This is a genomic window from Acidovorax sp., assembly GCF_034519795.1.
Lineage (GTDB): Bacteria > Pseudomonadota > Gammaproteobacteria > Burkholderiales > Burkholderiaceae_C > Acidovorax.
In genome coordinates this window covers 186,323-213,295 of the sequence record NZ_JAXHOB010000008.1, presented here as the reverse complement: position 1 = coordinate 213,295, position 26,973 = coordinate 186,323, and the positions used below count along the sequence as shown (strand labels likewise).

The 26,973-nt window shown below is 68.0% G+C and carries 21 protein-coding genes; 6 read left to right on the top strand and 15 right to left on the bottom strand.

The annotated features are described in order from the left end of the window. Positions 1 to 526: 526 nt before the first annotated feature. Together U5N23_RS09280 and U5N23_RS09275 are read left to right on the top strand one after the other, a co-directional pair. Positions 527 to 1,948: a hypothetical protein gene (locus U5N23_RS09280; RefSeq protein ID WP_322592523.1), complete on the top strand. Its 1,422-nt coding sequence runs from the start codon at positions 527 to 529 to the stop codon at positions 1,946 to 1,948. Between the two features lie 933 nt (positions 1,949 to 2,881). Continuing rightward, positions 2,882 to 3,250 carry a hypothetical protein gene (locus tag U5N23_RS09275; protein ID WP_322592522.1) on the top strand — a complete coding sequence of 123 codons (369 nt, stop codon included), beginning with the start codon at positions 2,882 to 2,884 and terminating at the stop codon, positions 3,248 to 3,250. A 29-nt stretch (positions 3,251 to 3,279) separates the two neighbouring features. Here U5N23_RS09275 and U5N23_RS09270 read toward each other — a convergent pair whose 3' ends face one another. Together U5N23_RS09270 and U5N23_RS09265 are read right to left on the bottom strand one after the other, a co-directional pair. Further along, on the bottom strand, positions 3,280 to 4,356 hold the full coding sequence (locus tag U5N23_RS09270; RefSeq protein WP_322592521.1) for a metallophosphoesterase: 1,077 nt from the start codon (positions 4,354 to 4,356) through the stop codon (positions 3,280 to 3,282). Positions 4,357 to 4,617: 261 nt separating this feature from the next. Continuing rightward, positions 4,618 to 5,493, bottom strand: a complete 876-nt coding sequence (locus U5N23_RS09265; RefSeq protein ID WP_322592520.1) for an AraC family transcriptional regulator — start codon at positions 5,491 to 5,493, stop codon at positions 4,618 to 4,620. 132 nt (positions 5,494 to 5,625) lie between these two features. Here U5N23_RS09265 and U5N23_RS09260 point away from each other — a divergent pair, with 132 nt between their 5' ends. After that, on the top strand, positions 5,626 to 6,168 hold the full coding sequence (locus U5N23_RS09260) for a peroxidase-related enzyme (RefSeq protein WP_322592519.1): 543 nt from the start codon (positions 5,626 to 5,628) through the stop codon (positions 6,166 to 6,168). A gap of 53 nt (positions 6,169 to 6,221) precedes the next feature. On the opposite strand, the gene U5N23_RS09255 is transcribed toward U5N23_RS09260, so the two are convergent. Beyond that, a complete protein-coding gene (locus U5N23_RS09255) occupies positions 6,222 to 7,754 on the bottom strand; it encodes a methyl-accepting chemotaxis protein (RefSeq protein WP_322592518.1) in 1,533 nt (510 codons plus the stop codon). 590 nt (positions 7,755 to 8,344) lie between these two features. Here U5N23_RS09255 and U5N23_RS09250 point away from each other — a divergent pair. Then, positions 8,345 to 9,325 carry a helix-turn-helix transcriptional regulator gene (locus U5N23_RS09250; protein ID WP_322592517.1) on the top strand — a complete coding sequence of 327 codons (981 nt, stop codon included), beginning with the start codon at positions 8,345 to 8,347 and terminating at the stop codon, positions 9,323 to 9,325. A gap of 182 nt (positions 9,326 to 9,507) precedes the next feature. Continuing rightward, positions 9,508 to 11,190, top strand: coding sequence for a hypothetical protein (locus U5N23_RS09245; RefSeq protein ID WP_322592516.1), 1,683 nt, complete (start codon positions 9,508 to 9,510; stop codon positions 11,188 to 11,190). Positions 11,191 to 12,154: 964 nt separating this feature from the next. Here the strand turns inward: U5N23_RS09245 and U5N23_RS09240 are convergent. From U5N23_RS09240 to U5N23_RS09230, 3 genes are all read right to left on the bottom strand, one after another. Continuing rightward, the gene (locus U5N23_RS09240) at positions 12,155 to 12,952 is read right to left on the bottom strand and encodes a hypothetical protein (RefSeq protein WP_322592515.1); all 798 of its coding nucleotides are present in this window, start codon (positions 12,950 to 12,952) and stop codon (positions 12,155 to 12,157) included. Positions 12,953 to 13,126: 174 nt separating this feature from the next. Beyond that, positions 13,127 to 14,713 (bottom strand): NYN domain-containing protein, encoded by a 1,587-nt coding sequence (locus U5N23_RS09235; RefSeq protein ID WP_322592514.1) that lies wholly within the window; start codon positions 14,711 to 14,713, stop codon positions 13,127 to 13,129. A gap of 115 nt (positions 14,714 to 14,828) precedes the next feature. Continuing rightward, positions 14,829 to 16,280, bottom strand: coding sequence for a hypothetical protein (locus U5N23_RS09230; RefSeq protein ID WP_322592513.1), 1,452 nt, complete (start codon positions 16,278 to 16,280; stop codon positions 14,829 to 14,831). Between the two features lie 411 nt (positions 16,281 to 16,691). Between U5N23_RS09230 and U5N23_RS09225 the strand changes: the two genes are divergently transcribed. Then, on the top strand, positions 16,692 to 17,549 hold the full coding sequence (locus U5N23_RS09225) for a hypothetical protein (protein ID WP_322592512.1): 858 nt from the start codon (positions 16,692 to 16,694) through the stop codon (positions 17,547 to 17,549). 21 nt (positions 17,550 to 17,570) lie between these two features. Here the strand turns inward: U5N23_RS09225 and U5N23_RS09220 are convergent, their stop codons facing one another. The 9 genes from U5N23_RS09220 to U5N23_RS09180 form a co-directional block, all read right to left on the bottom strand. Continuing rightward, positions 17,571 to 17,864, bottom strand: coding sequence for a hypothetical protein (locus U5N23_RS09220; protein ID WP_322592511.1), 294 nt, complete (start codon positions 17,862 to 17,864; stop codon positions 17,571 to 17,573). Positions 17,865 to 17,971: 107 nt separating this feature from the next. Further along, entirely contained in the window at positions 17,972 to 18,967 is a 996-nt protein-coding gene (locus U5N23_RS09215) for an aldo/keto reductase (protein WP_322592510.1), read from the bottom strand. A gap of 155 nt (positions 18,968 to 19,122) precedes the next feature. After that, positions 19,123 to 19,962 (bottom strand): SDR family oxidoreductase, encoded by an 840-nt coding sequence (locus tag U5N23_RS09210; protein WP_322592509.1) that lies wholly within the window; start codon positions 19,960 to 19,962, stop codon positions 19,123 to 19,125. Between the two features lie 17 nt (positions 19,963 to 19,979). Continuing rightward, complete coding sequence (locus U5N23_RS09205; RefSeq protein ID WP_322592508.1) at positions 19,980 to 21,650, bottom strand: AMP-binding protein; 1,671 nt, start codon at positions 21,648 to 21,650, stop codon at positions 19,980 to 19,982. 49 nt (positions 21,651 to 21,699) lie between these two features. Next, positions 21,700 to 22,401, bottom strand: a complete 702-nt coding sequence (locus tag U5N23_RS09200; RefSeq protein WP_322592507.1) for an ABC transporter ATP-binding protein — start codon at positions 22,399 to 22,401, stop codon at positions 21,700 to 21,702. Further along, complete coding sequence (locus U5N23_RS09195; RefSeq protein ID WP_416208594.1) at positions 22,402 to 23,199, bottom strand: ABC transporter ATP-binding protein; 798 nt, start codon at positions 23,197 to 23,199, stop codon at positions 22,402 to 22,404. It lies immediately after the preceding gene. A gap of 2 nt (positions 23,200 to 23,201) precedes the next feature. Next, on the bottom strand, positions 23,202 to 24,461 hold the full coding sequence (locus tag U5N23_RS09190; RefSeq protein ID WP_322592756.1) for a branched-chain amino acid ABC transporter permease: 1,260 nt from the start codon (positions 24,459 to 24,461) through the stop codon (positions 23,202 to 23,204). Between the two features lie 223 nt (positions 24,462 to 24,684). Further along, on the bottom strand, positions 24,685 to 25,632 hold the full coding sequence (locus U5N23_RS09185) for a branched-chain amino acid ABC transporter permease (protein ID WP_322592505.1): 948 nt from the start codon (positions 25,630 to 25,632) through the stop codon (positions 24,685 to 24,687). Between the two features lie 37 nt (positions 25,633 to 25,669). Beyond that, positions 25,670 to 26,929: a branched-chain amino acid ABC transporter substrate-binding protein gene (locus tag U5N23_RS09180; protein ID WP_322592504.1), complete on the bottom strand. Its 1,260-nt coding sequence runs from the start codon at positions 26,927 to 26,929 to the stop codon at positions 25,670 to 25,672. Between the last annotated feature and the right edge of the window lie 44 nt (positions 26,930 to 26,973).

Sequence of the window (26,973 nt, the reverse complement as noted above, 5' to 3'; positions counted from 1 at the left end):
CAGACTGGGGGCCGCCTTCTCTTTGGTGACTTTCTCTTGGCGGCCAAGAGAAAGTTACTGCGCCGCCGGGCGCACACCCCGGCCTCCGCCCTCAAACAAAAAACAGAACCAACCACACGAACGCTGACGCGAGATGGCAACGCGCCATCATCGCAAGACATCGATCTCAGTGGCCTGGGTCTGGACTGCCAAGGCACGGATGCGGCTGAAACAAGTGGCTTCCCTGAACTGATTTCGTAACGCTTTGTTTGGCTGACAAGGTGGGGTGATGCGAATCACCGCTTTTCGCAAGGCACCGCAACTACCATGGCACTTGAGAGGCACCCCTGCTGATCGTAAAAAAACATTCGCCAGATTTCAGGGAGGGGAGGCTGCACCGTGGCGCGTCCATCGTTCGCTCGTTCGTTGCGCACCGACTTTCTGAAGAGGCCAATGTGGGCTTCGGCAGGTTTCACCAATACTTCCAAAGATGGGTCTTCTGATGAGTTTCTATTCGAATTTTGCGAGCCACCGCTTGCGCTCCGCCGTGTCCCGTCACCTGGCACCCCTGGCATTCAAATTCTGGCTGATGCTCGCCCTGGTGACGGGCATGGGCAGCGTGCAGGCGGCCACGGTGGTGCACATGGCCACGGGCGTTGTCAACTCCGCAGCGGTACTCAGCGACGGCACGCTATGGACCTGGGGAGACAACCAGTATGGGCAATTGGGCAATGGCTCCACGGTCAGTGCGGACAGACCCGTGCAGATCGGCAGCGGCTTCGCGAAGGTTGCCGTGGGCGGTAGTTACATGGTGGGCCTCAAGACCGATGGCAGCTTGTGGATGTGGGGGGCGGTGCAGTTGAGAAACAAGATCCTGAACGAAGCCCGGCCGGTGCAGGTGGGCAGTGGCTTTGCGCAGCTGATGACCTCGGACACCGCCAGCAAGGCGGATGGCGCTGTCTGGTACTGGGGCCATATGAAAAGACTCATCAAAGCGAGTGTCGGTGGCGACGACATGCTGGACCGGCTGCCACCCGGTTACCTGCAGATGCTCAATAACCGCTACAACGTGTTGTTCGTGCTGGGAGACGGTGCCATACAGTTTCTTTTTGTGCCCTGGGACCCCTCGGCCATGATCGGCATGGGCAGCTGGATGAGCGGCTACGGCAGCGCCGGCCCGGTGGACCGTGGTTTTGTGCAGGTGGCCTTGGGCTCCTACTCGGCCGCAGGCGTGAAGGAGGATGGAACCCTCTGGCAATGGAGCGGGCTCGACGCCCCCGTGCTGGTGGGCGGCGGTTACCGCCAGGTCGCCAAAGGTTCCGGCCACACGCTGGCGCTGAAGGCCGATGGGACGGCCTGGGCCTGGGGCTCCAGCAACTACTGGGGCGAGTTGGGCAATGCCACCCGCACGGAGAGCGCAAGCCCGCAGTTCCTTGGAAGCGGGTACGCACAGGTGGCGGCATCCGCCGAGCACTCCCTGGCACTCACCACCGACGGCACGCTCCTGGCCTGGGGTCGCAACAACTATGGGCAACTGGGTGTGGGGCCGGTGGGACAGGATCAACCGTCGCCGCTCCCCGTGGTGTTCGAAGGCGCGGGTACACCGGGGCTGGGCACCATGGTGGCCACCGGGACCCTGACCCGCCTGACGCTGTCCGCGCACGTACAGATCAAACCCGAGCACCTCGCCAGTGGCGCCAAGGGGCATCCCTACCTCGTGGCGATCACGCCGGACGGAACCATGTTCACCTACTCGGCGCCCGTTTTCGACCGCCTGAATCCGGCCAATCCGCTGGCCTGGGCCGACCGCCTGCAAAACACATCCTCCCTTCTGTTTGTGAACCAGGACATGAGCCACCTTTCAGGCACCGCCTTTTTCATCGGCTATGGACTGGGGGCGACCACCGCCGAGAGCCTGGGTGAAATGCTCAACAGCTATCGCTACAAGCGGGTTTACGACATTCAATAGCCGGTACATCCTCAGCAACGCCAGCGTGGGAGTGCTTGCCGACAGGCCGGTTGCAGTCACCTCCAGCGGACGCTGAAGGGTGGTGTGCTTGGGCGTTCAGAGTGCAGGGGTGGTGGTTATGACGTGTCTTTGCTGTGGGCGGAGGCCGGGATGTGCGCCCGGCGGCGCACCTACCTTCTTTTGCGTCGCCAAAAGAAGGTAGGCCAAGAAAAGGCGACCCCGCTGCCCGTGTCCCCCATCGCCCTGTCGGGCGCTGGGGGCAGCCTGCGATGCTCGGTCCTGGGGTGACGCCGAAGAACTCCCTGCGCTGCCTCTGCGAGGCAGCTCCGGTCAAACAGCTTCGGCAAGCCAGACAACGATGCGCGTGTCCTTCGGCACGCGCTCACCCCAGGCCCTGCGCTTCTCGGCACGGTCAGAAGGGGGTGGGAGCGGGCTCCATACGGGCCATTGCTTCGCTCGGCCTGTGGTCCTTCGCTGCGCTCGGCTCGCCAGGGCGCCCGCGCCCCAAATGTCGGCAGCGCGCAGCGCGTAACCGACACCCGGCGCGGCTGCGCAGCAGCAGCCGTCTTTGTCCCCGCTCCCCACCCCTGCTGGCTGCGCCGAGAAGCGCAGGGCCTGGGGTGGGTGCGTGTGCCGAAGGACACACGCACTTCGTGGTCTAGCTCGTCGCGGATGTTTGAGCGGAGTTCGCAGAACGCAGCGAGTTCCGCGACGCCACCCCAGGCCCGAGCATCGCAGGTTGCCCCCGTTCGCCCGACAGGGCGAACGGGGGACGCAGACTGGGGGTCGCCTTTTCTTGGCCCACCTTCTTTTGGCGACGCAAAAGAAGGTGGGTGCGCCGCCGGGCGCACATCCCGGCCTCCGCCCTCAGCAAAAGAACAGAAGCAACCACAACAGAAACGACCAGCAAGCACCGTGCTACCGTAGCCCCCCATGCTCGCCACCGTACTCGTCAGCACATTCACCATCCTCATCATCATCGGCCTACTCGCCGCCATCTTTCTCGCCCTGCGCGATGCAAGACGCAAGAGCAAGAACAAAACCGCAGAGAACCAGCCCCCGCCCAAGCCCCCTCACCCCCTCGAATGGCTACTGCTCCTGCTGCTCGCCTTCATGTTCGCAGGCATAGGCGCCTGGCACTTCGCCCACCCCGATGAAATCATGGGCGGCGGCGCAGGCATGGCCGTGATCCTCGGCCTCGCCTACCTGGCCCTGGGCCAATACGGCCCGGGCATCGCCGCACTGGCCGCAGCGGCCGGATTTCTCGCGGCCTGCATCTGGCGACTGCGCTCACAGGACTGAAGAAGAAGAAGAAGAAAAAAGCGCTGCGGTCAGCCCGACCTCACCACCCCAAACCCCTGCGTCTCCTGCCCCGCCCCATCATCAAACTGCAACACCCGCTCCGGCCAACGCAGCGCCGCCAGCTTGAAGTCGTGCCCCACCACCTTGCCGGCCTTGCGCTCCGTCCAGCGCCCACCCACCGAAAAATCCACGCAGAACACATTGCCGCGCTGGCCGTGCCAGGCCAGCGGGTGGGTGGTGGCGAACAGGTCCGCATCGCCCTTGCCCACCACGCTGCGGTCGATGGGGCGCAGGCGGCGCCAGTAGTGGCCCACCACCACGGGCACGTCGTCGGCGTAGGTGTCCCACCAGGCCTGGCGCTCGGTAAAGCGCCAGCGCCCGCCCGCGAAAAAGGGCGAGCGCCCCGTGTTCTCCACGCCCGAGGTCAGCACCTTGAGGGGGTTGAGCATCTGCTTGTTGGCCTCGTTCTCGGCATGCGCGTGCAAAAACGGCGGCTGGTGCAGGTTGTTCTCCAGGCCATGCAGCCAATGCTCCATCTCCTGCGCCATGCGCTGCTCCAGGGCGGTCTCGCGCGCCTGGCGGCTGGCGGCATGCTCCCAGTGGTCGTACTCGCTGCGCACCGAGCCCAGGGGCAGCAGGCGCGCAGCCTCGATCTGCGCGTCCTGCCAGGCGGCGTGCACCACGCGCAGGTCATCGCGCTCCAGCGCAATCGGCAGCACCGACAGAAACTCCACGATGGAGCGCCGCTGCGCCGGCGTGGGCCGTGCGGTGGGGGCGTACTTGTCATGGTCGCGCACCATGCGCGCATCGAAGAACCAGCCCGATCCGTCCTTGGCATCCTCGCGCAGCAGGTTGATCTCGTGGTTGCCCAGCACCGCCACCGCCCTGCCCGCCTGCACCAGGCGCTGCGCCAGCGCGAGCACCGCCGGGCTGTCCGGCCCCCGGTCGCAGAAGTCGCCCACGAAGACCAGGGTGCGCCCATCGGCATGCCGGCCCTCGGCGTCATAGCCCAGGTGGCCGAGCAACTGCACCAGCGCCTGGTACTCGCCGTGGATATCGCCCACGATGTCGAGCGGGCCGTCGGGCAGGGGTTGGATCAGGCTCATGGGGGCAGTGGGCTCCGGGGTGGCGTCGTCAAATGGGGTGTGGTCATGCGGCTGTCGCGAAGCCGCCAGCATACCCGCCCGAGCCGCTGCGGCGCCCCGGGGCATCCAACGCCTCCCGGCATGCCCTGCCCCCTCCTGAACCCACCGAGCCCTCTTCTGCGCCTGCCGCTTGGCCGGCCGCGCGCTGCGCAACCTGGCCGACGACCCAGACCTGCCCACGCCAGTCCGAGGGCAGGCCGCCAGTGACGGGCCATGCGCGGTTCAGGCACGCCTGTCCTGCACCCAGCCGCGCGGCGCCTGCCCCACCACCTGCGTGAACGCGCGCGAGAACGATGACGCGCTGGCATAGCCCAGTTGCTCGGCCGCGGCCTTGACCGAGGTGCCGCCGCGCAGCAGGGTCTGCGCAATGGCCATGCGCCACTGGGCCAGGTAGTCGGCGGGCGGCTGGCCGACGTGGGTGCGAAAGGCCGCGGCAAAGGCGCTGCGCGACATGCCGGCCTGCGCGGCCATGGTGTCCAGCGTCCAGTCGGCCTCGGGCCGCTCGTGCAGGGCCACCAGGGTGCGCGCCAGGCGCGGCTCGGCCAGGCCGGTGAGCAGGCCGGGGGGCAGCTCGGTCTCGCCCGTGTGGTCCAGCAGCCAGCGCAAAAGCTGGATCACCAGCACCTCGAACAAGCGGTCGGCCAGCAGGCGCTGGCCGCAGCGCAGGCGCTCGGTCTCGGCAAACAGCAGTGCCAGCGTGTGTTCAAGGCCATCCACTTCGCGCAGCGGCAGCACCAGCAGCGGGGGCAACGCGCGCACCAGCGGGTGCTTGTCGCCGCCGTCGAAGTCCAGCGTAGCGCAGACGAAATCGGCCCCGTCCGCCGGCGCGTTGTGAAAGTCATGCGCCAGCGGGCGCGGGTAGAACAGCAGCGTGGGCTCGCTCACCTGCAGCCGGCGCTTGACGCCGCGCGCACGGTGCGTGACCTCCATCTCGCCGCTGCGCAGCACATGCAGAAACCCCCGCCCCGGCTGCGCCGCGAAGTGCGTCACGCCGCACAGCGGCCCCGCATGGAACAAGTGTGCCCGCAGGCGAAAGCGCTCCAGCAGCGCGGACAGCCGGTCGATGGGTGGTGGGGACTGCGGCAGTGGGGCATTCATGGCGGCAGGGCCAGATCAGGACGAAATGGCATGTTTCATGGACTCAACGCACCATATGTTACTGCGCTTCGGTGGAAACTTCATTCCACGGTGTCTGCAAGACGCCCCAACCCTGACCCAGGAACCACCACCATGAACCGCATTCCCCTGATCGACCGCGCATCCGCCCCCGCCAGCGTCGCCGGTACGCTCGACGCCATCCACGGCGCCTTTGGCGCCACGCCCAACATGTTCCGCACGGTGGCCCAGTCGCCCGCTGCGCTCAACGCCCTGTGGGGCTTCTTCGGTGCGCTGGGCAGCGGCGGCAGCATCGACGCGCAACTGGGCGAGAAGATCGCCGTGGCCGTCGCCAACCGCAACGACTGCCACTACTGCCTGGCCGCCCACACGGCCCTGGGCCGCAAGGCCGGCGCCAGCGCCGCCGAAATGGGCGCCGCACAGACCGGCCAGTCCGACGACCCGCGCACTGCCACCGCCCTGGCCTTTGCCCTGAAGCTCGTTGAGGCACGCGGCCAGGTGACCGAGGCCGACGTGCAGGCCCTGCGCAGCGCCGGCTTCAGCGACGGCCAGGTGGTCGAGATCGTGGCGCACGTGGCGCTCAACCTGTTCACCAACTACGTGAACGTGGCGTTCGCGGTGCCGGTGGACTTTCCCTCGGTGGCGCTGCGCCGCTGAGAATCCGCGGGAAAACCGCAGCCAACGGCCCGGCGCCTTGCACCGGCCGGATGTTACAGACGGAAGAATGCCACCGTCTCCACCAGGTCACGCGCCTGGTGGTTGAGGCTGCTGGCGGCTGCGGCCATCTCTTCGACCAGTGCCGCATTCTGCTGCGTGACCTGGTCCATCTGCGTGACGGCATCACCCACTTGCGACACCCCCTGGCTCTGCTCGGTGCTGGCAGCGCTGATCTCGCCCATCAGATCGGTCACGCGGCGCACGGCACCCACCACCTCGGTCATCGTGGCACCGGCCTGCTCCACCAACGCAGACCCCTGGCTCACGCGTTCCACGCTATCGCTGATCAGCGTCTTGATCTGCTTGGCCGCGTCGGCCGAGCGGCTCGCCAGGCTGCGCACTTCCGATGCGACGACGGCGAAGCCACGGCCCTGCTCGCCGGCACGCGCAGCTTCCACGGCAGCATTCAAGGCCAGAATGTTGGTCTGGAAGGCAATTCCGTCGATCACGCTGATGATGTCGGCAATCTTGTGGCTGCTGTCGTTGATGCCCTTCATGGTGCTCACCACCTGGCCCACCACCTCGCCCCCACGCACAGCCACGTTCGAGGCGCTCATTGCCAGCTGGTTCGCCTGGCGCGCATTGTCGGCGTTCTGCTTGACGGTGGCGTTGAGCTCTTCCATCGAAGCGGCCGTCTGCTGCAGGGCGCTGGCCTGCTGCTCGGTGCGTGCCGACAGATCGTTGTTGCCTTGCGAGATCTCGGAGGACGCGGTGGAGACGTTCTCGGACCCCTCACGCACATGGCGCACCACGCCCGCCAGGCTTTGCTGCATGGCCGACAGGGCCTGCAGCAGCTGGGCCATCTCGTCCCGGCCCTGGGCAGAGATGCCGATGGCCAGATTGCCCTGGCTGATTTGCTGCGCAGCCTGCACCGCCTGCATCACCGGGGCGGTGATGGAGCGGGTGGCCCAGGTGGCGAACACCGCACCCAAAGCCACGGAGACAGCCGCCGCGATACCCAGGGCCCACTGGCTCGAGGCAGTGCTGGCGATGATCTGCTGCTCGAACTCCTTGAGCTGATCCTCGGTGTATTTTGCGACCGCAGCCAGGGACTGCTGGTACTGGTCGGCCAACGGCCGCAGGTCGCTGTCCACCAAGGCGAATACATCGTCTCCCGCCTTCTTGCGCTCCAGCAGCTTCGCTCGCGCGCCGAGATAGGCGGTACGGGTCTTGGCCACCTCGGCCAGCAACTGCTTGCCCTTGGCGTCTTCGGCGAGCAGTTCTTCCAGCCGCTTTTGCGCCTCGCTGGCCTTCCCGGAGGTGGCGGCCATGTCCGTGCCCAGCGCCTTGACATAGCCAGCATCGCCAGACTTGAGCGACGCCGAAGCGCGCACCCAGTTCAAGTCGATGGCAGCCTTCCAGTCGTGGGCCAGGGCGTTGCGCTCCAGCTCCACAGTGGCGATGCGCTCGCTGGCATCCTTGAGTTCGGCAAGGCGCCATATGCCGACCATGGTGATCAGTGCAGTGACCAGGAGCACCAGGCCGAATGCCAGGCTCAGACGGGTTCCAATTGAGAGACGGTTCATAGATTTCAGGCGATTGAGGAATGGACGTCCGCCGCCAGAGCAACTGGCCAGGACAATGCGCCAAATATAACCGTTTTTAGCATTTTTATCAATAAGTCACTTTGGGAAAATTCAGCACCCAGGGCAGGAGCGCGGCGATACTGCCTGCGCCATCGAGGAACAGGGGCCCTCGCAAGCGAAAAGTCCTTATACCGAACCCATCTGATGACCCAACAGCGCCTGCAACCCGTGATAGGTAAGCGCCGGCATTGAAAATCATTTGCATCAATTTAGGCGACTGCGTCACTGACACAGTGATCAGGTAGAACCCATGCAGCAGCAATACCATCGGTACTAGAGCCATCTCGCCCAAAAAGCGCATGCGGTGCCATGAGCCTGGGCGGCCCTGAATGGGTATGCATCAAGATCCACCTGCAGCATCCGTTCTGTATTTATCTTTTTTGCAGCATTGGTGATATGTGCTGCTTTGACGCGCACCCCCACCCATTCGTGTGATGGAAAGCCCTCGCCCCACGGCCGACAATGAAGCAGCTGGTTACATGCACCCGGCTGGTGCATCGGTGCAAGCCAGCAGAGGAAGGCATCCACACATGCTCGGCAAAGCCCACGACGATTTCAGCCAGTTGCTTTTGGCGCTGTACCGCCTGTCGCTGGAGTGCCCCCTGCAGCACTTCCAGGACGAAGCCCTGCGGCTGTTGCGCTGCAGCCTGGCCTTTGATTCGTCCATGTGGGGCACGGCCACCCAGGCGGCGACCGGCATCGACATCCACACCATCCACCTGCACAACCAGCCTGCGGAAATGCTGGCAGCGTACGAGACCATCAAACACCTGGACACTGCGGCGGCCGAGGTGGCCAAGCACGCCACCGCCACCCTGTCGTTCCACACCGCGTCATGCTTTTCGGCGCGCTCCCAGCGTGCGCTCGTGGCCTACGGCCAGCGCTTTGAGCAGCAGAACTTCTTCATCAGCTCGAACCAGAACCGCGAGAGCGGTTTCACGCACTGGGTCAGCCTGTTCCGGGCCAGCCCCGATGCCCATGGCACCGAGCAGGAGCGGCTGCTGCTGGCCGCCGTGGCGCCCCACCTGCAGCAGGCGCTGGAGCACAACCGTATCGCGCACCTGGGTCAGTTGCTCCACCAGCCCGCGCCAATCACGGGGTCGGCGATTGCCGACACGCGCGGCAGGCTGCACCACGCAGACCCGGCATTCCGCGAAGCGCTGCGGGCCGAATGGGCGAACTGGGTGCCGCCAACGCTGCCCGACGTGGTGGTACGGCACTTTGCCAGCGGCCAGCCCCGATTCTGCGGCCGCCACCGGGTTGTGAGCTGCCACGCCGAGGGCGGACTGCTGTTCCTGCACGCCCGCCCGCGCCACCGCGCCGACGAGCTCACCCCCAGAGAGCTGGCGGTGGCCCGGCTCATGGCCAAGGGCGACACCCACAAGCAGGTCGCCGCAGCACTGGGGCGCGCGCCCGCCACGGTGCGCAACCACATGCAGGCCATCTACGGCAAGCTGGAGATCAACAGCATCGCCGCACTCATCGAGGAACTGCAGCTGGTGGATGCGTGACGGGGCCGTGCAGCGGCTGCGCGCGGGCTCTGTGCATCTGCGTGGCTTGCGAGGCATGGCGCCATTGTGCGTTCGCTCCTGCGCAGAAAAAATGATGCATTTGCATCATTCTCCATTGGGTAACGGTTGCATACATTTTTCGATGAGCGCTGCGTCACCGGCGCCCATTCAAAGGAGAAACCGTGTCAACCCCAAACCATTCCAAGTCCCACCTGCTGGCTCTTTCGGCAGCTCTATCCGTGCTCGCCCTGGGCCCGCTGCCCCTGCAGGCCGCGCCCCGCACCCCCACGGCCAACGAGCTGTTCGACTGGGCCCAGACAGCCCTGCCCGCCGCGTTCCCAGGCTCCTTGACCAGCGTGACGGGCACTGGTTTCTCGTTCCGCGGCCCCTATTCCACGGGCAACTACGTCGGCGTGGAAGGCAGCACCATCTATGTGCTGGGCCCCGCCACAGGCAACCAGTTGCTGGCGGTGGGCGCCCTGGCCGACTTTGCCTGCAGCGTGCACCCCAGCAGCTGCATCTCCAGCGACGCACTGGCCAAGGCAACCACCTTCCTGGCGGCCCAGGATGCGCTGTTCGCCACCAGCCTGCCCACCACCGGCGCGCAGGCCTACGCCAACCATGACACCTGCTACTTCCACAACGGAGTGACGCGCGCCAGCGAAGTGGCACGCTTCGATGCCGACGCCGAGGTGCGCGCCAACCTGGCCCGCCGCGTGGGCGCCAGGCGCACCGACATCGAGGTGCTGGCCGAGCGCAACACCACCAATGCGGACGGCAGCACGCGCCGCGAGATCGACGTGCGCTACAACCTCAGCTTCGCCGATGGCATGGTCCAGCGCGGCCTCACCGACACCCTGGTGCAGGGCAGCTCGGCCGGCACCTCCACGGTGGCGGGGGCCTGCGCAATGGCCCAGAACTCGCAAGACTTTCGACTGCTGGGCAACCAGCGCATCGTGGGGTTCAACCTCTCGGCCATCAGCACGGTGCACAACCGCTTCAAGCTGGCCGACGGCACGCCCCAATCTCCCGCGGTACGCTTTCGCAACGAGGTCCGCTTCATCGTGACCGACCCCAGCGCCAAGGCGACCTACGCCACGGTCTCCGGGCCCGGCATTCCTGGCGCCTACAAGCTGGTGTCGCCCCGCATTCTGGCCACGGCGCCCGAATTCGCAGGCAAGCCCGGCAACTCGCTCGACCCCCTGGCCGAAGATGCCTTTCGCGCCTGCTGGGCCGCCGGGTCTGCCGGCCTGGCCGATGCCGCCGTTGCTGACTGCACGCAGAACGGCGCAGAGATCAACGCGCTGCGGGTGCAGAACACCGATGCGGCGGCGCTGGACCGGGCCTTTGGAGCACTGGGCTTCACGGCGGGGGGAACCTACACGCTCAAGGTGTACGCCGACGACGGCTGGAAGACCGTGAATGGCCAGGCCGGCATGACACCCATCGCCACCTACCAGGGCCGCCTTGGCGCCCTGCCTGAAAGCGCCGGGGCACTGGCTGGCGGCACCACGGCCAACTACCCCAATGCGACGATGTCCCTCACCCCTGTGGACATCGCCACCGCCTTGCGCAACAAGACCGCAGCCGCGATCCAGGTGACGGTGGTGAAGCCGGCCAAGGCCAGCACCCCGCTGCGCCTGGAGAGCGGCTACATCTTCGAGCAGGGCCGGGTCAGCGCCTCGGCGGCTTACCCCAACGTGCGCATGGACCGTACGACCTACCCCGCCGCCAGCGCCACCTCGTTCAGCGCCGGCATTCTTGTACCACCCCAGAACTTGGCAGTACCCACCCTTGCCGAACTGGGCATCACCTACAGCGACCTCAACGGCCGTTCCATTCGCAACGTCATGAGCTTCGACTGATTCCCGTCCCTGCAGGCCTGGCGGGTGGACGGCGCGCACCACAGCGCGCTGTCCACCCGCTTCTCATTTGCCTGGCGCATGGACAGCCGCCCTCGCCTCTCCCCAGTGCAGCCAGTCCGCCAGCAGGGCAACAGCGGCATTGCCGCTTGCAGCACGAAACAGACACACGCCCGGCCATGCAGTTGCCCGAAGCGACGATCACTTGCGCAATCAGCCCCCCGCGCCCCGGCCGATGGATTTTTTCTGCACTTCCCGCACCGCACGCATGCCCGCCATCGACAACATCTTTGCACCCCAACGCCGCGCCGCAGCCTGGTGGCTCGGCCTGTTCGGGCTTCCCTTCATGGCCATTGCCTTGTGGCTGCTGTTCGCCGGAGTCTGACCCGCGCTCAGCGACTGGGCTACTCTCTTGCTTGGTCGGTCTCCTTGTTGCTGACGACGCAAGTCACAGCATGTAGCGCTACGTCCCTGGACGCAACCTACGATGTCGGAGACCGGCCGCCTAACCGAAGGGCGGCGACCATGATGTCTAGTCGGTTACGCGCTGCACGTTGCCGACGCCAGGCGCAACGAGGCCGAGCGAAGCAATGGCCCGCATGGAGCCCGCTCCCACCCCCTTCTGACCGTGCCGAGAAGCGCAGGGCCTGGGGTGAGCGCGTGCCGAAGGACACGCGCCTCGTCATCTGGCTCGCCGAAGCTGTTTGACCGGAGCTGCCTCGCAGAGGCAGCGCAGGGAGTTCTTCGGCGTCACCCCAGGACCGAGCATCGCAGGCTGCCCCCAGCGCCCGACAGGGCGATGGGGGACACGGGCAGCGGGGTCGCCTTTTCTTGGCCTACCTTCTTTTGGCGACGCAAAAGAAGGTAGGTGCGCCGCCGGGCGCACATCCCGGCTCCCGCCCTTGAAGCAGGCACGTCACCACCATCGCAATCACCCCGTCGAACGCCCCTCAGCCGCCGCCCGTCATCAACGAGGCGTAAAACACTGCCCCGCAACCATCGCAGCCCCCACAGCAGTCTCCAAGCTGGCCACATTCGGAAAGACCGACGGCACCGCCGTGTCATCCAGCAGACACAGGTGATTGCCCTTGCGCACCAGCACCACCGGGGTAAAGACCGCCGGGTTCAACAAGCCACCCGCAAAGGTCTGGCGCTGGCCCCAGAAGGCCGCCAGGCCGGCGCCGGTCTCGGTGCGTTGCGGCTCGAACCAGAACGTGCCGCTCAACGGGCCCGCAAGCGCGATGCCCACGCCATCGCATTGCGCGTTGCGGTAGTTCACCGTGCCCACGCCCGCCGCCAGCGGGCCGTTGGCCGGTGTGTTGAAGCTCCACAGGGTGCGCACACTGCCATCGGCCGAGGGCCGGCACCGGTCCTGCTCCCACGCACCATCCGACAGGGTGGCCAGCGGCGCGCACCGCACTGCCACCGTGTCCACCGCCGCCGCAGCCACGGTGCCGGCACCATTGCGCACCACGCAGCCCGCGCCGGCAGGTGCCGTCTTCACCACCACGGCGTACGCGCTGCCATCCGCCAGCGGCCTGGCGAACACGAAGGCGCCATTGGCAGCCACGGCCACCTCTTCGCCGCCGCTGTGGGCCAGAACCACGGACTGGCCAGTGGCAAGGCCGCCCACGCTGCCCCCCAGCGTGTAGCTGGCACGGTCGTCGCCGCCGCCCCCACCACAGGCCGCCAGGCCCGCAAAGGCGGCCAAGGCCGCAAGACGCCTGAACCCCGGGGTTCTTGTTGTTGTTGTCGTCGAATGCATGCAATCCTCTCCTGGTGTACGTTGTATGTCGCGGCAGGTCGGCCGACACCATCTCGGGGATCGCAAGGGCCCTTGCCAATGGGCCAATCTAGTCCAGTGCGCCACCGAAATCCCCACCCCGTCGGGGCAGGGGCTGCTGTGACCCGGCCGTGGCGCTGGCCGGGTGCCGGCAGCTCACTCGGCAGGCGTGCGGCCCGACTTGCCTGTCTTGGCCGCCGCACTGCGCGGCTTGCGCGCAGGGGTGCTGGCCGCCTTGGCCGGTGCTGCCGCAGGCGCCTTGCCGCCCCCCGCCTCTGCGGCATCTGCCGCTGGGGCGTCGGCTTTGGCCGCAGCCTTGCGCCCGCCCGCCGCCTTGCGCGGCGCTGCCGGTGATGCCGCAGCACGGCGGCTGCGCGGTGCAGGGGCGGCCGCTGCCGCTTCTTCGCCTTGCGCCGCCTCTGCAACGTCCACCGGCTCCACCTGCGCATGCGCATCGGCACGAACAATGCCGGCCACCGGCATCTCGCCGAACATCCCGTCTTTGCCATTGTTCGCCCCCATGTCCGCAGGCACCGGCTCCCATGCGGGGGCTGGCGCCGAAGCGGTCTGCGCGCTGAAGTAGCGGCTCACCACGGGCTCGGCCTGCGGCGGCGCATCGTCGTGCGCGTCGCCAGCGCCTGGCGCTGCATGGGCATCCGCCGAGAGCAGGTCCTGCTGGCCCTCCACCGGCTGCTGCGCCCCGCCGCGTGCCGAACCCTCACCCCTGCCGCGCCCACGGCCGCGGCCGCTCCGGCCACCACCGCCCTCGGGGGCATCCGGCAACGCCGCCACGGCATGGAAATCATGGCGCTGGCTGGTGTTGTTGTGATTGCTGTTGCCGTTGCTGCCCTGCCGCTCGGCGGGCGCCGCATCGGCCGGCACCGGGCCACCGGCCGCCGTGCCCAGGCCGCGGAACACATAGGCGCCCGAGCGCTCGTCGCGCCCAAACTCCAGCAGCCCCCGTGCCTGCGCCTCTTCGAGCAGGTTGCCGAAGGTGCGGAAGCCGAAATAGCTCTCGCTGAAATCGGGCCGGCGGCGCTTGATCGCCTCCTTGAGCACCGAGGCCCAGATCTTGCCGCTGTCGCCACGCTCGGAGGTCAGGTCCTCGAAGGTCTCCACCGCCAGCTCCACGCCCTGGGTGCGGCGTGCGTCCTGCTTTTCCTTGCGCTGGCGCTCTTCCTCGGGGCTGCGGCGTGGAGCGGCCGGTGCGGCTGCCGTGCTGCCACTGCCCGCGCCCTGGCGGCGGGCCAGCGTGCGCTGCTTTTCGCGCACCAGGTCGTCATAGAAGATGAACTCGTCGCAGTTGGCGATCAGCAGGTCCGAGGTGGACTGCTTCACGCCCACGCCGATCACCTGCTTGTTGTTCTCGCGCAGCTTGGAGACCAGGGGCGAAAAGTCCGAATCGCCGCTGATGATGACGAAGGTGTCCACGTGCGACTTGGTGTAGCACAGGTCCAGCGCATCCACCACCAGGCGGATGTCGGCCGAGTTCTTGCCCGACTGGCGCACGTGCGGAATCTCGATCAGCTCGAAGTTCGCCTCGTGCATCGCGGCCTTGAAGCCCTTGTAGCGCTCCCAGTCGCAATAGGCCTTCTTGACCACGATGGAGCCCTTGAGCAGCAGGCGCTCCAGCACGGGCTTGATGTCGAATTTTTCATACTGCGCATCGCGCACGCCCAGGGCGACGTTTTCAAAGTCGCAAAACAGGGCCATGCTGATGCTGTTGTCTAAAGGGGATGCCATGGAAGTGTGTCCGTTCTAGTGCAGGCGTGATCATCACATGGAACGAAGCCCGCCCCCAAAAAAGGCAAAGCCCGCTTGCGCGGGCCCTGCCTGCATCACCGCATCACTCCACCGTCTACGGGATCACATACCCCAGCTGGTAGCGCTTGCTCGTGAGCATCTCCCCCAGGGCTTCCGAAGGCGTCACGCCCAGCCCATAGCCGACGAAGAACGCGCTGCCGGCCAGGGCCGTGAGATCCTGGTCGGTGGCCAGGGCCGTTGTAGTGTTCTGCAGGCTGCTGGTCCATGCCGCGGGAATGCTGAGCGCATTGGCGGCCACGAAGGTGGACCCGTTGTAGGCATAGATCGCACCGCTGGCGGTGATGGCCACGACAAAGGCATTGCCCTTGACGCCGTTGGCCAGGTGGTCGCTGGCGATCTGCACCTTGGCCGTGAGCGTCATGCGCGAGGTGGGCCCGCTGGCGGTCACGCTGCCTGGCTGCGGGGAGTAGCTGGCATCGAACACCACGGCCGCAGGCCTTTGCGACAGCGTCCCGGCCAGCCCCGAGCCCAGTTGCCCGGCGCTGTTGCTGCCCCAGGCCATGAGGGTGCCATCGGACTTCAGGGCCAGGGTGTGCTGGCTCGCGGCCGCGATCTGGGTGTAGCCATTGCCGACGAGCTGGGGGCTGTCCACATCGGCCGTCGAATCAACACCCAACTGGCCGTTGGCATTGGAGCCCCAGCCCCACACGGAGCCATCGGTCTTCAGCGCCAGCGTGTGGGCACTCCCCTTGGCCACCTGGCTGTAACCGGTGCCGAGCGAGGCCGGCTGCTCCTCGCCCTTCCACTGCCAGAGCGTTCCATCCGTCTTCACGCCCGCTGCGCTGGTGGCACTGAGCGCAACCTGCGCAAACCCGCTGCCTGCCGGGCCGGTGCTGCCGTAGGCGGTGCGCCAGGTGTTGAGGACATTGTTGTTGGACACGTAGCGCAGGGCACCGCCGTCGAGCACGAACAGCGCGTTGTAGGGGCCTGTGGCCATCTGCTGGTAACCGGCTGGCAATGGGTCCAGCGCGCCGCTGCCCCCTGCGGGCGCGCTGTAGACGAGCTTGGATTCGCCCCAGAACCAGACACTGCCATCGGCCTTGGCGGCGGTGTCGGACGTGAGCAGCTTGTCAAAGCCGCTGCCGATCTGCACCGGCGCGGTCTCGTAGAACTCCCGGTCCTTGAGCACCGCATGGCCCCACATCCACAGGCTGCCATCGGCCCTGAGAGCCACCATGTAGCGGCTGCCCACCTGCACCTGGGTGAAGCCGGTGCCCACGCGCACCGGCTTTTCTGCACTGACGGAAGTGCCATTGCCCAGTTGCCCGGCCATGTTGTTGCCCCAGGTCCAGAGCGTGCCATCGCTCAGGATGGCGGCCGAATTCGATGCGCCGGTGGCGAACTTCACGACCGTGGCCGCGTGGGCCCCGGCCGCTGCCGCAACAAGGGTGCACGCGATACCGGCTTTCACCGCCAGACCGCGAAGCGAGGCCAGCGGCCTGGACCGCAAGCGGCGCTTGGTTGTCAACACTGCCAGGAAAGTCATGGGGATACGCCTTTCAAAAAATGAACAGATACAGCGGACCAAAGGAAAGAAAGTAAAAAAAGAACTCCGTCGCGCAAACGGACGCAGGCCCCGCGCACAGGGCTTTGCAACGAAAGGTGCAGCATGCCCCGCCCTGGGCTGCGCGTCCATCCCCCATTTTTCGCAGCGCGGCGCTGCACCTGTCACAAAAAGTTGCTACAGCGGCCTGCGGACAAGCACGCGGGGTGCTTCCATGGACCATGGGCAATGCGGCGGGTGACCCTGCGAACCGAGGGGAAATTCCCCCTGGCTCTGCCCCCCAACCGACGCCGGCTCAGGTACGCTGCGCCGCTTCAACGCCCCGACGTTGCCTTTTGCAACGGGAACAGGGGCGGCCAGCGTTTGCCGAGCGTCATTTCTGGAGTGTTTTCAATGAGGTCCCTGTTTCTGGTATTTCTGGCGGTGTTCAGCACGTTTGCACAGGCTGCCAACTTTCTATCGGTTCACCAGCTCCCCCACAAAATCGCGCGCCCGCCCGCAGCCGGCAGCGTTGCCTACCCCTTTGACACCAAAATCGGCTTCAAGGAGCAGTACGCCCCGACCGGCGTGGCGGGCTGCGCGATCGGTTTCGGCACGGGCGGCTGCGCCTTCCCGGGCGGCGGCTCCCTGTCGCTGCCCGAGTTCACGGGCGCCCAGCTGCAAGAGCACAAGGAGTTCAAGATCTTCATCCCGGCAGGCACGCGCTCGCTCCTGCTCTCGGGGTATGCACCCCTGGCCACCCAATCGGCCTTCGTGCTGCGCTACGGCAAGGAGCCGGTCCGCCTGGCCCCATTGAGCGATGCCGAATACCAGGCCGCCAGAACCGGCCAGCACGTCGAGGCCTTGTTCTCGCGCCTGGTCAAGGAAGGTGCCGAGCAGCTCGTCGTGCACGATGGCAGCGGCAGCCTGCGCTTCATGGGCGGCCAGCTCGATGCCAACCGCGGCAGCACCGACCAGGGCCAGTGGCTCTACGTGCGCCAGTTGAGCGGCGCCCCGCTCATGACCTACCAGGGCGCGATCGACGTCGACATGCCCAAGTACGCCGCCGGCTATGCCGCGATCACCTGGAACAGCCGCAGCGCCCCCGATCCCGTTGACCCCGTCAGCGGCGACGGCCCTGCCGCCCCGCCGCAGGTGGCCACAACGGCGCTCACCGCCACCGAAACCAGGGCCCCCACCGCGATCATGTCCGCCTCCGGCCTGCCCGTGACGCTCGGCCACCAAGGTGCTGTTCTTCAGGCGGCCGACTGATCCTTCTTTTGGCGCAAGTTGCTATAAGCCGCCCAGGCAGGCCCGCAGCGCCGCCGCATGCTCTGCCCTGCCCTCGGCGGGCGTCCTGTCCACCAGCGGCAGATCCGGCCGGTCGTCCTGGCCGGTGAACAGCGCTACCGACACTTCGCGGAACACCCAGCGCCGGTCCTGCCAGGCGAACCCCAGCGTCTCGACGATGCGGGTGCCATGCTCGGCCTCCCCGGCCTGAGCCTGCGCCTGCGCCTGCGCGTCCACGGGCGGCTCCTGGGGCACCAGGGCGTAGCGCAGCACCACCCGGCCCAGAAAGGGCCGCACGGGGTGGCCAGGGCCGCAGCGGCTCGGCCGGCGCGCCGCCATCGGCAGCCTGCGCGCCGCCGGTCACCATGGCCAGCGCCAGCAGGACGGCATGGCTGCGCACGGCATCAGCCTTCGATGCCGACAAAGCCGGCATCCGGGTAGCGCGCCCCGGCCACCCTGGCGGGGTCGAACAAGCGGTCCAGCTCGGCCACCTCGGCGGGGCCCAGCCGCACCTCGGCCGCTTGGGCATTGCTCTCCAGCCAGGCGATGCGCCGCGTGCCCGGAATCGGCAGCACATGCGGGTGGCTGACCAGCAGCCACGCCAGCGCCACCTGCGAGCTGGCCAGCCCGCGCGCGGCGGCAAACGCATCGAGCGACTGCACCAGTTGCCGGTTGGCGGCCTCGGCATCGCCCACAAAGCGCGGGTTGTTCTTGCGAAAATCATTGTCCGCCAAGGCCTTCACATCCACCGTGCCGGTGAGGAAGGCGCGGCCCAGCGGGCTGTAGGCCACGAATGCGGTCCCCAGCTCGGCGCACAGCGCCAGCATGCCGTCCTCGGGCCCGCGGCTCCACAGCGAATACTCGCTCTGCAGGGCTGCAATGGGGTGCACGGCATGGGCGCGGCGCAGGCTGTCTGCCGACACCTCCGACAGACCGATGGCGCCCACCTTGCCGGCGGCGACCAACTCGCCCATGGCCCCCACCACCTCCTCGATCGGCACATCGGGGTTGCGCCGGTGGCAGTAGTACAGATCGATGCGCTCCACGCCCAGGCGCTTGAGCGATGCCTCGCACGCCGCGCGGATGTAGGCCGGCGAGTTGTCGATGCGCCGCTCGTACTGCCCGGCCTGGCGCACGATGCCGAACTTGGTCGCAATCTGCATGCGCTCGCGCGCAGCAGGCCCCGCACTGGCGATGAAGCGGCCCAGCAGCGATTCGTTGTGGCCCAGGCCATAGGTGTCGGCGGTATCGAAGTGCGTGACGCCAATCTCCAGCGCCCGCGCCAGGGTGCGCAGCGAGCTGTCGTCGTCGCTCGCACCGTAGAACTCGCTCATGCCCATGCAGCCCAGGCCGATGGCAGAGGTCAGGGGCCCGTGGGCACCCAGTTGGCGTTGTTGCATGGCAGGGTTCCTGTCGTCGGTGGGGGTGCTGCCGCGCTCTGGCAAAGACCGCCTGCGGCGCCCGCATGGTAACGGCAGGCGGGCTTTTCTGCAGGCCCTCTTTGCAAGCGACTGCAAGTGAGCGGCAAGGCCCTGCCCGGCACACCTTGCAGGGCCTACAGCGCCTGCTGCGCCTCCCGCACCGAGTCGCGCAGCATCTGGCCGAAGGCCAGCGAGCCCAGGCAGCTGAACCCGCCGTCGATCGGGATGATCGCCCCATTGATGTACTGGGCCGAAGGGCTGGCCAGGAACAGCGCCAGGTCCGCGATCTCCTGCCGGCTGGCGCCCCGGCCTGCGGGGATGCCCTCCAGCAGCCGGTCCCAGCTGGCCTGGCCATGGGGTGCGAGCTTCTCCATGCCCACCGTGTCGGCCACGGGCCCGGGGGCGATGCCCACGCAGCGGATGCCCTGCTCTCCCCACTCGACCGCCAGGGAGCGCACCAGCATGTCGATGCCCGCCTTGGCGGCACACACATGGGCCTGCGCATAGGTCGGCAGGGTCGATTGCACGGCAGAGATGGCCAGCACCAGCGCGCTGGGCTTGCGCAGAAAATCGTGGGCCGCCCGCACCGTGTTGAAGGTGCCCACCAGGTCGGTGTCCACCACGGCGCGAAAGCCGTTGGCGCTCATGCCCGTGGCCGTGGCCACAAAGTTGCCTGCCGCGCCCGCCACCACGATGTCGAGTGGCCCGGCCCAAGCGTGGGCCTGTTCGGCCACCCCACGCAAGGCGCCGTAGTCGCGCACGTCGGCCGCCAGCCCGATGGCGCGGCCGCCCTCGGCCTCGATCTCGCGCGCAGCCCGGGCGGCCTTGTCGCCATCCCGGCCCACGATGGCCACGGCCGCGCCGGCGGCGGCATAGGTCGCGGCGATCTGCCGGTTGATGCCGCTGCCGCCCCCGGTGATCAGCGCGGCCTTGCCGCGCAGCAGGCGGGGCTGGAAGGTGGTGTGGTCGTGCATGGAAAATTCCTCTTGCGTCATTCAGGTTGCACCGCGGGTTGCTTCGGCAGCAGGGCTGGTGGACCGGCCTGCGGATCTGCCTGCGGATCGGTCTGCCATGGCGCCAGCCGCAGCTGCGCGCGCAGCACCTTGCCCACGGGCGACTTGGGCAGCGGCGGCACGAAGCGGATGCGCTTGGGCACCTTGTAGGCCGTGAGCCGGGCACGGCAGTGGGCGATGAGCTCCTCGGCGCTGGGCGCCGGCTCGCGTGCGACGATGAAGGCCTGCACGGCTTCGCCCGTAACCTCGTCCGGCACACCGATCACCGCGACCTCGGCCACCGCCGGGTGCTCGGCCACAGCGTCCTCCACCTCGTTGGGGTAGACGTTGAAGCCGGAGACCAGCACCATGTCCTTCTTGCGGTCGACGATGCGGATGTAGCCGTCCTCCCCGATCACCGCGATGTCGCCGGTGCGCAGCCAGCCGCCGGGCTCCAGCGCACCCTGGGTCTCGGCGGGTGCGTCCAGGTAGCCCTGCATCACGTGCGGGCCCTTCACCAGCAGCTCGCCGGGTTGGCCGGCCGGCAGCGCGCGGCCGTCGGCGTCCACGGCCATGACCTCGCTGCCCGGCAGCGCCAGCCCCACCGATCCCGCGCGGTAGGGCTCGGCCGGCGGGTTCATCGCCACGATGCAGCTGGTCTCGGTGAGGCCATAGCCCTCCAGCATCGGGCAGACGCTGGCGCGCCAGGCCTCGCCCGTGGCCGGCCGCAGGGCCATGCCGCCCGACATGGCGTAGCGCAGCGTGTGGGCGTGCCCGCGAAACCAGGGCTCGGCCAGCAGCCCGGCATACAGCGTGTCGACGCCCGACATCCAGGTGAGGTGAAAGCCCTCGAACGCCGGCCGCAGGTTCGCCAGCGGCCGCGGGCTGGCCACCAGCACGGCGTGCGCACCCGCGCGGTAGAAGCTCAGGAAGTTCATCACGAAGGCGAAGATGTGGTACATCGGCAGCACCGTGAGCACCGTGTCCGACGGCCGCAGGCCGATGCCGTGCGACTCCATGAAATCCCCGGTCATGCGCAGCACGGCCAGCAGGTTGGCATGGGTGAGCGCGGCCCCCTTGCTGCGCCCGGTGGTACCCCCCGTGTACTGGTACAGCGCCACGCGGCTGCGCTGCGCGGTGCGCAGGCCGGCCGCGCGCCCCTGCTCCAGCGCGGCCACAAAGGAGCCGGGTGGCGCCGCCGCTAACTCCCCCGCGGGCGCGGCCACGAAGTCGTGCGTGCCCGCCACCAGCAGCTGCACGCCCAGCGCCTGGGCCACGGCAGTGGCACCGGCCAGGGCCGGCGCGCCGGCCACCAGCACCTTCGCCCGGCAGTTCTCCAGTTGGGCCTGCAGCTCGCGCGCGGTGTACAGCGGGTTGACGTTGCTCACCACCATCGCCGCCTTCCAGGCGCCGAGCACGGCCACCGGGTAGTGCAGCAGGTTGGGCAGCTGGATCGCCACCACGTCCCCCGCGCGCAGCAGCGGGTTGCCCAGCAGCCAGGAGGCAAACGCGTCCGACAGCTCCTGCACCTGCGCATGGGTCAGCCGGGCGCAGGCCCCGTCCGCCAGCACCGCCGAGAACGCAGCCGCGCCGGCATGCGCCAGGCCCGCAGGGGCCAGGGCCTGGTCCACCGAATCCGCTGCACTGCCGTCTTCCCATCGATGTGTCATGTAGTGTCTCCGTTGTCGTGTTGTTCGTTCATGGGTGCGCGCTGCAGTCCTATACCTCCAGCCATTCCCGGCGCACCGGGGCGTTGGCCAGCAGGTCTTCGGGCGTGCCCTCGTAGACGATGGCGCCGTGCCCCATCACGCAGACGCGCGTGGCGATGCGCAACGCAATGGCCAGCTTCTGCTCCACCAGCAGCACGGCCAGGCCGCGCTCCTGCAGGCGCCGCAGGTAGCCGGCCACCTGCTCGACCACCTGGGGCGCCAGCCCCTCGGTGGGCTCGTCGATCATGATCAGCGCGGGGTCGCCCATCAGCGTGCGGCACAGGGCCAGCATCTGCTGCTCGCCGCCAGAGAGCACGCCGGCCGGCGTGGCACGGCGCTCGCGCAGGCGGGGGAACATGGCGTACATGTCCTCCAGCGACCAGCGCTCCGATGGCCGGCCGCGCTTGCAGCCCAGCAGCAGGTTCTCCTGCACGGTGAGGCTGGCAAAGACATCGCGCGTCTCGGGCACATAGCCGATGCCCAGGTGCGCGATCTGGTGCGGCTGCAGGCCGCGCAGCTCGACCCCCTTGAAGCGCACGGCCCCCGTGGCCCGCACCTGCCCCATGACGGCCTTGACCAGGGTGGAGCGCCCCACCCCGTTGCGCCCGAGCAGGCCGACGATCTCGCCGGGCGCCACGTGCAGGTCCACGCCGTGCAGCACATGGCTCTTGCCGTAGTAGGCGTGCAGCGCTTCGATCTCAAGCATCGGCATTCAGGCCTCCGTCGCGGTGGTGGTTGCCGTGGCGCCTGCGGCAGCGGCGGTGGGCGTGCCCAGGTAGGCCTCCTGCACGCGGGGGTTGTCGCGGATCGCGGCCGGGCTGCCACAGGCGATCACCTCGCCATACACCAGCACGGCGATGCGGTCGGCCAGACCGTAGACCACGGCCATGTCGTGCTCCACCATCAGCAGGGTGCGGCCGCGCGTGACCTCGCGGATCAGCTCCACCGCGGCTTCGGACTCCCAGCGGCTCATGCCCGCGGTGGGCTCGTCCAGCAGGATCACCTGGGCGCCCCCGGCCACGGTGAGCCCGATCTCCAGCGCACGCTGCCCGGCATAGGTCAGCTCGCCCGCCAGGGTGTGGCGCTGCGGCGCCATGCGCGTGAGCTCCAGCATCGCCTCGACGCGCTCGTGGACCTCGCGCAGCCGGTGGATGCTGCGCCAGAACGCATAGCCCTGGCCGCTGGACCACAGCACCGCGCAGCGCAGGTTCTCGTACACCGTCATGCGGTGGAACAGGTTCGATACCTGGAAGCTGCGGGCCAGCCCCCGGCGGTGGATCTCGAAGGGTTGCAGCTGCTCTATGGGCTGGCCATGCAGCAGGATCTCTCCCGACGACGGGGCCAGCCGGCCGCTCACCAGGTTGAACAGGGTCGACTTGCCCGCGCCGTTGGGGCCGATGATGGCAAAGCGCTCCCCTTCGTTCACCGCCAGCGATGCGCCGCGGATGATCTCGGTCTTGCCGAAAGCCTTGCGCAGGTTCTTGAGTTCCAGCACGCAGTGGTTGGCCATGCTCATGCCGCCTCCCCCGGCGCCCGTGCGCCACTGGCCGCCTCGCGCGCCACGGCGTCGCGCAGCGCCGCGTGGGCCCGCGCCACCGCGGCCAGGCCCACGGCCAGCGCGGCGCCGATGGCGACCCAGCCAGCCGGCCCCTGCAGCGCCGCCAGGCCTTTCGGCGCCGCGCCCAGGCTGCCCAGCGAGAGCTGGTACACCGTCTCCACCAGCAGCACGAAGGCCGTGACCAGCCAGGCCAGCGCCAGCAGCAACAGCGCGAAGGCAGGCCCCGTGCGCCGCCAGCTCCCGGCCGCCAGGTGCCGGCCCACGCCGGCCAGCAGCTCGGCCGCGCCCCCCGGCACGAACATCACCGTGAGGATGAAGAACACCCCCAGGTAGAGCTGCCAGGCCTGCGTGACCTCGGACAACAGCACCGTGGCGGCCACGCCGATCACCGCGCCCAGCACCGGGCCGAAGAAGTACCCCACCCCGCCGATGAAGGTGAACAGCAGGATCGCCCCCGAGCGCGCGGCGCCCACGTTCTCGGCCGTGACGATCTCGAAGTTGATGGCCGACAGTGCCCCCGAAACGCCTGCGAACAGGCTGGAGACCACCAGCGTGAGGTAGCGCGCCCAGCGCGGGTCATAGCCGATGAAGGCCACGCGCTCGGGGTTGTCGCGCACCGCGTTGATGATCTTGCCCAGCGGCGACTGGGTGAAGCCGTACATCGCGGCCGCGCACACGAACAGCCAGGCCGCCGCCAGGCCATACACCTGTATCTGTGCGGCGAAATCGAGCCCGAACGGCGCCGCGCCGTACACCCGGTTGGTGGAGATGCCGCCCTCGCCCCCGAAGAAGCCCGGAAACATCAGCGCGCAGGCGAACACCAGCTCCACGATGCCCAGCGTGATCATCGAGAAGGTGGTGCCGGACTTCTTGGTCGACAGGTAGCCGAACAGCAGGCCGAACGCCATGCCCGCCAGGCCGCCGACCAGCGGCACGGCCACCAGCGGCAGCGGGATGGCGCCCGCCGCGCCCAGGTTCATCGCATGCGCGGCGACATACGCGCCCAGGCCCGCATACACCGCATGCCCGAAGGAGAGCATGCCGCCCTGCCCCAGCAGCATGTTGTACGACAGGCCGAACAGCGCCACGGTGGCCATCTGGGTCAGCAGCGACAGGGCCACCGGGCCGCGCAGCAGCAGCGGCGCGCAGACCAGGGCGGCGGCAAACAGCAGCCAGGGCAGCGGCAGGCGCCGTGGCGGCCGGTCGCCCGCGATGGAGCCGCGGGGCGGGGCAAGGCTAGGAGCGTGCGCGGCAGAAGGAGCATCGGCTGCAACGCCCGATAAACCGGTCTCGCCGGGTATCACCTCTGGCGCCCAGGGGTCCACCCTGGGCTTGTCGGTACTACCCAACGATCCTCGGTTTTCGAGCGTTTCGCTTCGATGCCTTCTGCCGCGCACGCTCCTAGGGGCAACGGGTGCAGTGGTCGGGGCGCTCATGTCACAGCTCCCGCGTGCCGAGCAGGCCGCGGGGCCGCACGACAAGCACCAGCACCAGCAGCAGGTAGGGCAGCACCGGGGCCACGTCGGACACCGTGGTGCGCAGCACCGCATGGGCCGGCGTGGAATCCTGCAGCGTGTAGCCCACTGCGGCCAGCAGCGTGGCCGGCGAATGGTCGATGGACACGGCAAAGGTCTGCACCACCCCGATGAGCAGCGATGCCAGCAGCGCCCCCGCCAGCGAGCCCAGGCCACCCACGACGACGATCACGAAGATGATGCTGCCCACGGTGGCGGCCATGTGGGGCTCGGTGATGAAGGCATTGCCGGCGATGGCGCCGGCCAGGCCGGCCAGCGCGCAGCCGCCGGCAAAGGCCGCCATGAACACGCGCGGCACGTTGTGGCCCAGCGCCTGCAGCATCTGCGGCTGCGACAGCGCCGCCTGGATGACCAGGCCGAAGCGCGTCCTGCGCAGCCCCAGCACCAGCGCCAGCATCATCAGCACGGCCACCAGCATCATGAAGGCCCGGTAGGCCGGAAAGCTGGTGTTGTAGACCTTGAACAGCGCGCCCTGCAGCGCCCCGGGTATGGCGTAGGGCACGGCCGCGCGCCCCCAGACCAGTTGCACGGCCTCGACCACCACGAAGGACAGGCCGAAGGTCAGCAGCAGCTCGGCCACGTGGCCGTAGCGGTGCACCGAGCGCAGGCCGAAGCGCTCGACCAGCGCCCCGAGTGCGCCGGCCAGCAGCGGCGCCAGGCCCAGCGCGACCCAGAAACCGGCGCGCCGGCTGATCTCGTAGGCGAAGTAGGCGCCCAGCATGTAGAAGCTGGCGTGGGCGAAGTTGAGCACGCCCATCATGCTGAAGATGAGCGTGAAGCCGGCGGACAGCATGAACAGGATCAGGCCGTAGCTCAGGCCGTTGAGCAGGGTGACGAGTGCGAACTCCATGGGACCTCTGGCGCGTGGGTGGATGTGGGGGGCCGCATCAGCCGGCACGGGGCGGCCGGCGCATCTGGCAGGAGTGCGGCTGCGAGGCGACGTAGGCGTCGAGCCGGGCATCCAGGCGCCAGCCGTGGCCGGTCTTCTCCTGTTCCACCTGCACCTTCTTGCCGTCCACCTTCGACCAGGTGGAGATGTACAGCGGCTGCAGCAACTGGTGGTCGCCCGCGCGCATCTCCACCTCGCCATTGACCGCCTGGAACTTCATGCCCTCCAGCGCATAGGCGATGCGCAGCGGCTCCACGCTGCCGGCGCCGGCGATCGCCCGGGCCAGCATCTGCACCATGGTGTGGATGCCGATGGCGACCAGGTCGTCGCCATGCTCGCGCCGAAAGGCCTCGGCCAGGTCCTTGCCGGCAAAGGTCTCGTTGTTCGGCGTCCAGTACGAGATCTGCCGGGTGCTGCCCGCAGCCGCTGCACCCATGGCCGTGGGCACGCCCGAGGAGGCCGCGTAGTAGGTGTAGAACTGCGCCTTGAGGTCCGACTCCAGCGCTGCCTTGATCAAAAGCGCCAGGTCGGTGCCCCAGTTGCCGGTGATGATGGTGTCCGCACCGGAGGCGCGGATCTTGGCCACGTAGGGCGAGAAATCCTTCACCGTGGCGATGGGGTGCAGGTCGTCGCCGGCGATCTGCACGTCGGGCCGCTTGCGCTTGAGCAGCTCCTTGGCGGCCCTGGTGACCTGGTGGCCATGCGAGTAGTTCTGGTTGATCAGGTAGACCTTGCGGATGCCAGCGTCCTTGGCCATGTACGAGGTCAGCGCCTCCATCTTCATGTCCGAATTGGCATCGAAGCGAAAGTGCCAGAAGCTGCAGCGGCTGTTGGTCAGGTCCGGGTCGATGGCCTGGTAGTTCAGGAAGATCACCTCCTTGCCCGGGTTGCGCTCGTTGTGCTTGTTGACCGCGTCGATCAGCGCCGCGGCCACGCCCGAGCCATTGCCCTGCGCGATGATGCGAAAGCCCTGGTCGATGGCCAGCTTGAGCTGCACCAGCGACTCCTGCGGGCTGCCCTTGCCGTCGAAGGGCGTCACCTCGAAGCTGTGCTGGCCCGCCCAGCGCTGCGCATTGGCCATGCCGATGGCCATGCGCAGGGTGCTCAGCTGGTTCTGGCCCAGGGGCGCAAAGGCCCCCGAGAAGGTTTCTATCATCGCGATGCGCACCGCCTCGGCATGGGCGGTGGCGGACATCAGCAGCCCGGCCAGGGTGGCGACGGCGATGGCGGCGCGGTTGATCCAGTGGCGAAAGTTCATGGTCTTGTCTCCTGCGTTGTTCTGGGATGAACCGGGGCGGCGCG